The organism is uncultured Veillonella sp., assembly GCF_915069625.1.
In the GTDB taxonomy this organism is placed as follows: domain Bacteria; phylum Bacillota; class Negativicutes; order Veillonellales; family Veillonellaceae; genus Veillonella.
Genome location: NZ_CAJZFD010000054.1, coordinates 1 through 11,141, shown reverse-complemented (window position 1 = coordinate 11,141; position 11,141 = coordinate 1). Strand labels below are relative to the sequence as shown.

The window sequence follows — 11,141 nt, the reverse complement described above, 5'->3', positions numbered from 1 at the left end:
TTATCAAAAAATTAAATATATCGTACTACTAACGTACCTATAATCAAAGGTAGCGGTATTTGATTTCGATAAATTAGAATACTAAGAAAAAAGATACCCAATCCAGAGCTTTGAATTGGGTATCTTTTTATCGTTTATATTTAGAAATAGTCCCCCAACGCCACCCTCGTTTTTACAGTTGACACGTGGTAATACATTGTAAATTGTATCAATACATTTGTGCGCAAATAGGCCTACACTGTAGATTTTCATTCGCCCCATGAATGTATTCATAACAAACTTGGTAAAAGCAAAAGTTTTGTGTCCACCCTGTTTCAAACTACCAACTATATTAGCTTTCAATCAATTCAGTTGTCCAGTTTGCAGACTGCAATAGGTTATCTAACAAACGAACTTGTTTTGCTATATTGTCAGCTTCTTTTTGGATATCTCTGACATTAACGGTCGGTATTAATTTAATCTCAGACCCTCTTGCACGGAAATTAATGCTACCTGCGCTATTCGCCAATGTTCTATACGCACTTAGACGCATCGCAGCACTATCTTTTTCAGCAATGATTTCAGTAATAGAACGACCTTCTACAATAGTTTTACAATTCGTTAAATTAATATTAGCAATTAATTTTTGAAGTCTAGTTACACATTGATCTAATGCTTTCAAGAGCTCTTCAGGACTCTCATTTGGTACTTCCCCTTCTTGTACTAAACTATTGGAAGTTAAACGAAGCTCTAAATCGCTGATTTTATAATTTAAATCAGCTCGTTCTTGTAATGCTTCTGCTAGTTTCATAAATTTTCACCTCATACCAAAAATATATTAACTTACCTATTAATAATTAGACTTCATATAGGTATCTATTTCATATAAGTATTAAGTATCAACTTATTCTTATTGTATAACGACTTATAAAACCTTCCGCATCATCACATGTGGACAGCCTTCATCAAGGTATTCTTCCCCTTCTGCTTTATAGCCAAGGGATTCGTAAAATGTTTTTGCCTGCACTTGTGCGGATAAGGAGCAAGTTTTATATCCATCGCGACGAATAGCATTTTCAGCAGCCATCATAATTTTAGTGCCTAGATGTTGTCCTCGATATAACTTACGTACCGCCATACGGCCAATATGGGCATCTCCAGCTACGTCACTAGGAAAATATCGGCACGTGCTGGCTTACCATCTATGGATAAGAGGACAAATTTTGCAGTCTCATCGATTTCATCAAACTCGTCTTCAAAACCCTGTTCCTTCATAAACACATCAATGCGTATTTGTTTTATTTCATCAGTTATATGATCTAAGATTTGAATAATCATAGGTAACCCTTTCGCAGAATAAGTATATTTATAAAAATCGATTTAAGCTTATTACGAAACATAATATAAACACTGAAAACTTCTTATTTTTATTATATCAAAAACACGCTTAATTCCAACAAACATCTTAAATTCTATTAATTCCCACAGCCAAAATATTTTAAAACTTCCATGAAATTCATGTTTAGGTATTGCATAATTTTATCATTTGGGTTTATACTATACCCAACATTTTAGAAAGGAGCAACCAAAGATGACTAACCAAATTAGCCTCGCTACAAAACAATACTTTTATTGGTTCTTTATCCAACGTACGGGTAAGGAACTATTTGTGGTACGCTAATTAAGATTGAGTCATTATTAGTTGCTTAGAATAGTAAAAGGGCTACCCGTATTAAACTACGGGTAGCCCTTTTTTGTTTGCTATCCCGTATGGTGAGCCCTACTATTCACTGTAGTTTACAAGGAGGATTTATCATGATTATTACATTAAAACAAAACGCAGCAGAAACAGAGGTATCTCGTTTACGCAGTGAATTAGAGGAAAAAGGCTTCATTATCCATCCTGTAGAAGGCGCTCGCTACAACATTTTAGGTCTTATCGGTGATACTGCATCTCTTGATGCTCGTCAAATCGAGTCCCTAGATTTCGTAGATAAAGTAACTCGCATTCAAGAACCATACAAAAAAGCAAACCGTAAATTCCATCCAGATGATTCTGTAATCAACGTAGGTGGTGTATTGATCGGTGGTGGTCACTTCGCAGTAATGGCCGGCCCTTGCTCCGTAGAAACACCTGAACAAGTAATTGAAACAGCAAAAGCTTGTAAAGAAGCTGGCGCTACAATCCTTCGCGGTGGCGCTTTCAAACCTCGTACTTCCCCATACTCCTTCCAAGGCATGGGCCCAGAAGGTTTGGAATTGTTAGAGCTCGCTAAAAAAGAAACAGGTCTTCCTATCGTTTCCGAAGTCATGGATATTTCCCAATTACAATACTTCGATAATGTAGATATGCTTCAAATCGGCGCTCGTAACATGCAAAACTTCACACTTTTAAAAGAAGTAGGTAAATTAAACAAACCAGTTCTTTTAAAACGTGGTTTGTCTGCTACATACGAAGAATGGTTGATGGCTGCTGAATACATCATGTCCGAAGGCAATGAACAAGTTGTATTATGCGAACGTGGTATCCGTACATTCGAAACTAAAACTCGCAATACCTTAGATGTAACAGCAATCCCTATGATGCACGAATTATCTCACTTGCCAATCATCATGGACCCTAGCCACGCAGCAGGTATGAGCCGCATGGTTCGTCCACTTTCTCTTGCATCTGTAGGCGGCGGTGCAGACGGCCTTATAATCGAAGTTCACAACGATCCATCCAAAGCATTATGCGACGGCCCTCAAGCATTACGTCCAGACCAATTCACTAGCCTTATGAAAGAAGTTATCGCATTGCGCCAGGCATTGGTAGAATGCACTAAATAATCTCAAATATCACACAAATAAGCTAGTATCCGTTATAATAGATACTAGCTTATTCTTCTAAGAAAGGAACCGTTATGACTCGCATTCACATTAACGCATCCACACCGTATGACGTTGTCATCGAGGAAGGCGCTTTACAACGCATCACCGATTATATTAAACCGTTAAAACCAAATTGTCGTGTTATTATTGTCAGCGATAGCAATGTGGCACCGCACTATTTGGACTCTGTGAAAGCTAATATGGAACATGCGGGTTATATGGTTTGTGATTATGTGTTCCCTGCTGGTGAAAGCTCCAAAAATGCTCATCAACTCATCGATTTAGTAGAGTATATGGCGGCTCAATCGTTAACGCGTAAAGACCTCCTCATCGCGCTTGGCGGTGGTGTTGTAGGCGATATGGCAGGCTTTGCAGCAGCTACCTACCTACGTGGTATCGACTATGTACAGGTTCCTACATCCCTATTAGCTGCCGTAGACTCCTCTGTAGGCGGTAAAACAGCGGTTAATCTTGAAGCAGGTAAAAACCTTTGGGGTGCTTTCAAACAACCAATTCTCGTTCTCTGCGATCCAACTACGCTCAATACATTGCCAGACATGGAATGGAAAAATGGATGTGGTGAAATTATCAAATACGGTTTCCTCGATGTACCAGGTTTATTAACCCAACTCGAACACAAACCATTAATAAAACATCGCGATAGCGTGAGTGCCGTTATCGCTCGCTGCGTTCAAGCAAAGGCGGATATCGTTGAGCAAGATGAACGTGAGTCCGGTGTTCGTGCCCTCTTAAACCTAGGTCATACCTTTGGTCATGGCATCGAAAAGGCGAGCCACTTTGAAGTCCACCATGGCTACGCGGTAGCTATTGGTATGGTTCTCATGGCTCAAGGTGCGGTAAAACATGGAGAATTAGATGCAGAGGCATTAGAAAAATTAAAAGCCCTCATCGAAGCACACGATTTGCCAACTACTACGACCATAACGAAAGAAGAGATCTTAGCAGCTGCTAAACACGATAAAAAAAGCGAAGGGGCAACTATAAAAATTGTAGTTCCTACTAGCTATGGACATAGTGAGCTCAAGGTGGTAACACACGAAGAGCTTGCCACCTATTTAGATTAAGGAGATTTATATGCATTCCGTAACGAACGCCATCCCTACAGGGACGATTGCGTCCATCCCAGCAAAGGCACATGCACATCGCGCATTGATTTGTGCAGCTCTTGCTACCTCTCCATCTACTATATTACTGAGTCGTACCTCTAAGGATATCGATGCAACGATGGACTCCTTGCGAGGCTTAGGTGCTCACGTAGTATATGAAAATAAAATTGTTACCGTTACTCCTGGCCCAACTCCTGCAAAGGGCAATGTAGTACCACACGAATCAGGTACTACGTTACGCCTTTTATTACCTGTAGCAGCATCCATCTGTAATGATGTAGATGTAGATGCCAAAGGTCGTTTACCAGATCGTCCACTAGAACCTATGCTAGGTGAAATGAAAGCGCACGGTGTAACTTTTTCCCAAGATAAACCGCCATTCACTATGACAGGTCGTCTTCAAGGGGGCAATTTCTCCATGGTAGGAGATGTGAGTAGCCAATTCTTCTCTGGATTATTGTTGGCTGCTCCTCAAATCGGCTTGTCTACCATTACTTCTACGACACCGCTTCAGTCTAGCGATTATGTGACATTAACAACTGAAACAATGCGCGATTTTGGTGTAGAAGTAGAGCACACCTTACCAGATACTGATATTAACGAGGCTTTCACAGTCCCATTTGGTGCATCCTTCATCGGTCGTGATAATTATCAAATCGAAGGCGACTGGTCTAATGCAGCGATCTGGATGGTGGCAGCCGGTATGACTGGCAAACCAATTACGATTACAGGCATGAACAAAAACTCTGTACAAGCGGATCGCCGCATCATGCAAGTTATGATTGATGCTGGTTGTGATGTTGTCTGGGATGGAATGAATGTAACGGTCACAGGTCGCGCTTCTAAACCGATTCATGCAGATCTTGAGCAAATGCCTGATATGTTGCCTGTTATGGCAGCCCTTGCTTGCTCTATTTCTGGTGAAAGCGCCTTTGTTAAGGGTGCTCGCCTACGTCTAAAAGAATCGGATCGTCTCGTAGCCGTTGCTAATCTTGTAAGAGACTTAGGCGGCACAGTTCGTGAAGACGGTGATGACCTATATATCATCGGTAGTGGTATACTTAAAGGTGGCCAAGGTGATTGCGTAAATGACCATCGCCTCGTGATGGCTGGCACATTAATGGCTCTCATCAGTGAAAATCCTGTTACCTTAAAAGATAGCGAAGCTATCACAAAATCCTATCCAGACTTCTTTGAGGACTGGAACTTACTGGGCGGTAATGCACAACCAGTTTAGATTTCTAATCGTATCTGGTTTAATCTAATAGATAATAGAAATAGTACGTACTATATAGTAGGAGTTAATATAATGGCATCTAATTTCGGTAAAACCATACAGGTATCTACCTTCGGCGCCTCTCATGGGTACGCCATTGGCGGTATTGTAGAGGGTCTACCTTGTGGACATACCATCGATATCGATGAATTAAAAGCCTTTTTAAAGCGCCGTGCGCCAGGGCAAAATCAATTAACAACGCAGCGCAAGGAAGCCGATGTACCGGAGCTCTTAGCAGGTATCGTAGACGGTATGCTCAGCGGTTCTCCATTGGCATTTATGATCCGCAATACATCACAGCATTCTAGCGATTACAATAACTTGCGCGACATCCCTCGCCCATCTCATGCGGACTTCACAGCTCGCATGCGCTACGGCGACAAGGTAGATATGCGCGGAGGTGGCCATTTCTCAGCTCGCCTTACAGCACCACTTTGCGTAGCTGGTGGCATCGCCCTTCAACTATTACGCGAAAAAGGTATCGAAATCCACGGTCATTTAAAACAAGTGGGAACGATCCAAGATGCTCCTATCGATATGGTTCATCCAGATATGAAAGCATTAGCTAACATCGCCACAGAACCAATCGCTATGATTAATCCAGAAAAACGTAGCGAAGTTGAAAACTTGGTCATGAAGCTCAAAAAAGACGGCGACTCTACCGGTGGTATCGTTGAAGTCGTTGCTACAGGCCTACCAATTGGCCTTGGCAATCCAAACTTTGACGGCATCGAAAACCGTTTAGCTCGCGTTATCTTTGGCGTACCAGCCATCAAGGGCGTATCCTTTGGCGGCGGTTTCGATATGTGTGCTAAGCTTGGTTCCGAAGTGAATGATGCTTTCACCATGGACGGTGACAAGATTACAACATCTACCAATAATAGCGGTGGTATCCAAGGCGGTATTACCAACGGTTTGCCGCTCGTTATGCAAGTGGGCATCAAGCCAACACCATCCATTTATAAAGAACAACATTCTGTATCACTTTCACAAAAAGAGGACACATTGCTCACCATTCAAGGTCGTCATGACCCATGTGTAGCGCTTCGTGCAGTACCTGTTATCGAAGCTGTAACAGCCCTCGTTATTCTTGATTTCTTAGGAGATATTGACCATGAACTTAGATGAAGTACGCGTTAAAATTAACGATATAAACGATCAGATGCTCGAATTATTCAAAGAGCGCATGGAACTCTCCAAAGACGTAGCAGCGGCAAAGAAAGAAATGAATAAGGCCATTTACGATGCTAAACGGGAGCGCGACATTCTCGATAAAGTAACGAGAGATGCAGGTCCAGACCTCGATTTATATGCGCGTCGTTTCTTCGAAGCATTATTTAGCTTGAGCCGTACGTACCAGTCTGAACAATTATTCCAAGATAATGAGTTCACTGTAAAAATGAAAAAAGCCATTGAGCAATCCCCTACCTTGCCTCCTCAACGAGGCAACGTAGCTTGTGCTGGCGTGTTCGGTAGCAATGCACAAGTGGCATGCGATAAATTATTACCACTTAGCCAAATTCACTACGTAACAGGCTTCCGTGCCGTATTCGATGCCGTTGAGTCTGGTGAATGTCAATTCGGTGTATTACCTATCGAAAATAGCTCCAATGGTTCTGTAAAAGAAGTATATGACCTTCTAGAAGATCGTAAATGCTATATTGTACGTGGTACACGCCTATGGATTTCTCACGACCTACTCGTGAAAAAAGGCACAAAACTAGAAGATATTCATACTATCATCTCTCACCCACAAGCATTGGGCCAATGTAGCCACTTCCTAGAAAAATTAGAAGGTGTCAAATTGCGCTCCTTTGATAATACAGCGCGTGCTGCACAGCTAGTAGCAGCCAGTGATGACCCAGGTGTAGCCGCTATCGCAGCACCTCAATGTGCAGACTTGTACAATTTGTCTCCATTGATGCGCAACATCCAAAATAGCGACAACAACTATACTCGCTTTATCTGCATCAGCAAGGACTTCCACGTATACCCAGGGGCTAATAAAATCTCTGTGGTAACTACAGCAAGCCATGCGCCAGGTGGTCTTGGAACATTACTTACAAAATTCGCTAATATCGGTGTAAACCTTACAAAACTTGAGTCTCGTCCTATTGTAGGCCATAACTTTGAGTTCTTGTTCTACCTCGATTTAGAAGCATCCTTAGCAGATCCTAAGGTATTATCCGTTCTAGCAGAGCTTCACACATCACAAGATAAATTCCGCTTACTCGGTAATTATCCAGAAAACTAATATATTCATCCGTACTAGTCCCCATAAGGGCATATATAGTACAATGAATATAGTTATGAAACTTCAATGGCTAATAGGTACCAGCCTATTAGCCATTCTATGTATATTGACCTAGGAGGTCCTATGAAATTTGGTTTACTTGGCCGTACGTTAGGCCATAGCTTCTCCCCTCGCATTCACAGTGCACTAGGGAATGCAAATTACGAATTATTTGAGCGCGAACCGAGCCAACTGCAAGAGTTCTTCGCGGATCCAGAATTACAAGGTATCAATATTACTATCCCATACAAGGTAAATGCCCTTGAAGTTTGTGATGTTGTAGATCCTCGCGCTGAACGCATCGGCTGTGTAAATACGATGGTTCGCAAAGATGGTAAATGGCACGGCTATAATACGGACTACGATGGTTTTGTATTTACCCTACAACATGCTGGCATTGATGTATCTGGCAAGGAATGTATCATTCTTGGCGATGGCGCTTCCTCTGCTACTGTTCACGTAGCTCTCGAAGACTTAGGGGCTAAGAACATTGTTCACCTCTCTCGTAAGACCGCACCATTCTATGGTGATGCGCCTAATTACTACGAAACAGCACAGATTATTATTAACTGCACACCTATCGGTATGTATCCTCATAATCCAGCTAACCTCATCGATATTACACAATTCTCCAAATTAGAAGGCGTTGTAGATCTCATCTACAATCCACGCCGTACGATTTTGTTGTTACAAGCAGAAATGATGGAAATTCCTCATTGTGATGGCTTGCCATTCCTCGTGGCTCAAGGCGTTGAGGCGGCTAACCATTTTCAAGGTGAAAGCTTTGGCACAAAGGAAATTGAGCAAGTCTTACGAGATATGCGCCGTGAAAAGGAAAACATCATCCTCATCGGCATGCCTGGCGTAGGAAAAACTACAGTCGGTAAAGCGCTCGGTGAAGAAATGGGCCGTACTTGCGTTGATGTGGATCATGAGTTAGAAAAAGAAATTGGAGACATTTCCACATACATTACAGAACAAGGGGAACCAGCATTCCGTGAAAAAGAAGCGGAAATGATTGCAAAATTCGGTACTCAAACAGGTCTTATTATTTCCACTGGCGGCGGCTGTGTAACAGTTCCTAAAAACTTCGCACACTTACGCCAAAACGGTCGTATCTACCAATTAACACAACCAGTAGAAAACCTATCTACCTCTGGTCGTGTTCTCTCTAGTGGTGGCATCGAACGATTACGCGAACTAGAAGCAACGCGTACACCAATGTATGAAAGCTTCGCTCAATGCATCGTAGAACATAATCGCAATGCACCAGAAACAGTGGCGGCAATCCTAGAAGACTTTGAGGCAAACTTATTGTAAGAGCTTATATATCAAATTTGTAAAATACTTTACATCTGTATTTCTAGATAAAACTAAAACTCATATCATGACATCAATGATATAAACTGAAAAGCAGTAGCTATCCTAAAGATAACTACTGCCTTTTTATATGTCCTATGTATTATATATATTTGTAAAATCTACCATCTGCAATTACAATGTAATTACAAATAAAATTCAAAAACTAACATGCGCTTACTATAAAATTAATACAATACTCGACGCACTACAGTCACAATAATAAAGAATCATAGGAGGATATTATGAAAACCGTAAACCTACAAGTCCGCATCAACGAAGATCTAAAACAGGAAGTATCTAGCATATTAAAGGCACAGGGCCTATCCTACACCTCTATGCTAGACGCACTATTTCGTCAAATTATAAAAGAACGTCGTATCCCATTTGCCATTGCTTTACCAACAACTCCTACCGAAAAAACACCAACGCCAAGTACACTCAAGAATGACGGCACCTACGAACAACCTCGAAGAACATTAAAGGCCTCAGATACTATAAGTACATACGGAACATCAACAGCAAACGAAATAGAAATATCCTTTGATAAAATTGATAAAACAGGCATACTCAATATCCGTATAAACCCTAAAGTTAAGACACTAACAACAGCTATCTTAAAAGAAATGGGATTAACTATATCATTATTGATTACACTAATCTCCAAACAAATACAATTTTCAAAAGCAATTCCTAAGTCAGTAAACAAGCCTATCGCTTGTGACTCTATGAATGCAGACTTTCTTACTGACGAAGAAATCGACCAGCTACTGGAAATGGCATATATAGATATGGAACAAGGTAACTTAATTTCAGCTGAAGAACTTTTTGAGCAACTAAAGAGAGAAGGTCTTCTTTTATGAGCTATAAAGTTTTATTTAGTAAGCTTGCTGAAAAAGAAGTGAAAAATATCCTATATATAAGGCTTAGTTGTAAATTGAAACTGAACACATAAAAAATCCATATTAGTACAAGTGATAAGATTAGAGTATCAAATTCGCAATCAATCACGAGGTACTAATATGGACTGCTCTAATCTTATCACATCATTGCGTACAAACAAACACTTAAATTTAGAGGAGCGCTTTTATCTTGAAAAACGCCTTCTTGCTGGTGATCCTATCAATACTATTGCCAAGGCATTAGGACGCTCTAGAACTACGATTTATGCTGAGAAAAAGCGTGGAACAGTGGTTCAAATTAGACAAAACAAGGCTGTTCTTATGTATATAGCAGATTGCGGTCAGCTTGCCTATGAAAGAACCCGCCAAGGTTCTTTCAACACTTTGAAAGCAGGTTCTATTGAGCCCTTTTTATCTTGGGTTGAAAACAAGGTAAGAGTCGATAAATGGTCCTTAGATGCTGCTGTTGGCTACGCCTTACGTAAGGGTTTGTTTGTACGCAATGAAATGGTGTGTACTAAAACTTTATATAACTACCTTTACCAAGGCATTTTAGGTCTTAAACCAATGGATTTGCCTTGTGTTATTCGCCATTCTCATAAGAAGCGACATAACAGGCAACACAAACGCAAGTTAGGTAAATCCATTGATCTGCGTGATGAATCTGTTGCTACCCGCGAAGAATTTGGTCATTGGGAGCTAGATACGGTCCGAGGAATAAAGAATAAAAGCGATGAAGTAATTGTTTCATTGTTAGAACGCAAGTCTCGCCTATATGTAGCCTTACGTTGTCTATCCGCTAAAGCCGTGGACGTAAAAATGACATTAGAAAATTGGTTGCAGTCTCTTAAGGCCGTTTCCGATGTATCCATGTTATGTAAAACTATTACGGCTGATAATGGCCGTGAATTTGCAGACATAAGTACATTAGAAACAGAGGATTTATCTATTTTCTTTGCTCACCCGTACTCGCCTGGAGAACGCGGTTCAAATGAACGACATAACGGACTATTACGCCGCTTTATCCCAAAAGGAACGCCCATAAAGGCTGTGTCAGAAGAAACGATTCAGCGGGCGTTACATTGGTGCAATAATTTACCCCGAAAGCTGTTGAATTACAAAACGCCTCAAGAAGTCTTCATTGAAGAAGTTAATAAAGTTATGGATTTACAGAGTGTTCAATTTCATATTGCAATTTAAGATATATTTTAATTATAGTCTGATAGTCCTACAATGGGACATCTTCATAGCAAAAATTAATAAAAATAGAGGTACCTTTTTCGAAGCGATTTTACGGAACGTAGTGACGTACTGAGCAAGAAGAAGGTACCGCT

At 40.8% G+C, this 11,141-nt stretch carries 9 protein-coding genes and 1 pseudogene; 8 read left to right on the top strand and 2 right to left on the bottom strand.

Annotated features, from left to right (window positions below):
* Nucleotides 1–331: 331 nt before the first annotated feature.
* Entirely contained in the window at nt 332–790 is a 459-nt protein-coding gene (locus QZ548_RS04270) for a DIP1984 family protein (RefSeq protein ID WP_295868584.1), read from the bottom strand.
* A 114-nt stretch (nt 791–904) separates the two neighbouring features.
* Nucleotides 905–1,317: pseudogene (locus QZ548_RS04265) on the bottom strand (GNAT family N-acetyltransferase).
* A 477-nt stretch (nt 1,318–1,794) separates the two neighbouring features.
* On the opposite strand from QZ548_RS04265, the gene aroF reads away from it, so the two are divergent.
* The 8 genes from aroF to QZ548_RS04225 all read left to right on the top strand — a co-directional run bounded on the left by aroF (nt 1,795) and on the right by QZ548_RS04225 (nt 11,007).
* Entirely contained in the window at nt 1,795–2,808 is a 1,014-nt protein-coding gene (gene aroF / locus QZ548_RS04260) for a 3-deoxy-7-phosphoheptulonate synthase (RefSeq protein WP_295868581.1), read from the top strand.
* Nucleotides 2,809–2,882: 74 nt separating this feature from the next.
* The gene (gene aroB / locus QZ548_RS04255) at nt 2,883–3,935 is read left to right on the top strand and encodes a 3-dehydroquinate synthase (protein WP_295868580.1); all 1,053 of its coding nucleotides are present in this window, start codon (nt 2,883–2,885) and stop codon (nt 3,933–3,935) included.
* 10 nt (nt 3,936–3,945) lie between these two features.
* The gene (gene aroA / locus QZ548_RS04250; protein ID WP_295868575.1) at nt 3,946–5,214 is read left to right on the top strand and encodes a 3-phosphoshikimate 1-carboxyvinyltransferase; all 1,269 of its coding nucleotides are present in this window, start codon (nt 3,946–3,948) and stop codon (nt 5,212–5,214) included.
* Between the two features lie 72 nt (nt 5,215–5,286).
* Nucleotides 5,287–6,381 (top strand): chorismate synthase, encoded by a 1,095-nt coding sequence (gene aroC, locus QZ548_RS04245; RefSeq protein WP_295868573.1) that lies wholly within the window; start codon nt 5,287–5,289, stop codon nt 6,379–6,381.
* Nucleotides 6,368–7,507 carry a bifunctional chorismate mutase/prephenate dehydratase gene (locus QZ548_RS04240; protein WP_295868571.1) on the top strand — a complete coding sequence of 380 codons (1,140 nt, stop codon included), beginning with the start codon at nt 6,368–6,370 and terminating at the stop codon, nt 7,505–7,507. The genes aroC and QZ548_RS04240 overlap by 14 nt, the downstream gene beginning before the upstream one ends.
* A 123-nt stretch (nt 7,508–7,630) precedes the next feature.
* A complete protein-coding gene (locus QZ548_RS04235) occupies nt 7,631–8,866 on the top strand; it encodes a shikimate kinase (protein WP_295868568.1) in 1,236 nt (411 codons plus the stop codon).
* Nucleotides 8,867–9,150: 284 nt separating this feature from the next.
* Nucleotides 9,151–9,768 carry a type II toxin-antitoxin system RelB/DinJ family antitoxin gene (locus QZ548_RS04230; protein ID WP_295868565.1) on the top strand — a complete coding sequence of 206 codons (618 nt, stop codon included), beginning with the start codon at nt 9,151–9,153 and terminating at the stop codon, nt 9,766–9,768.
* 159 nt (nt 9,769–9,927) lie between these two features.
* On the top strand, nt 9,928–11,007 hold the full coding sequence (locus tag QZ548_RS04225; protein WP_024064843.1) for an IS30 family transposase: 1,080 nt from the start codon (nt 9,928–9,930) through the stop codon (nt 11,005–11,007).
* The last annotated feature ends 134 nt before the right edge of the window (nt 11,008–11,141 follow it).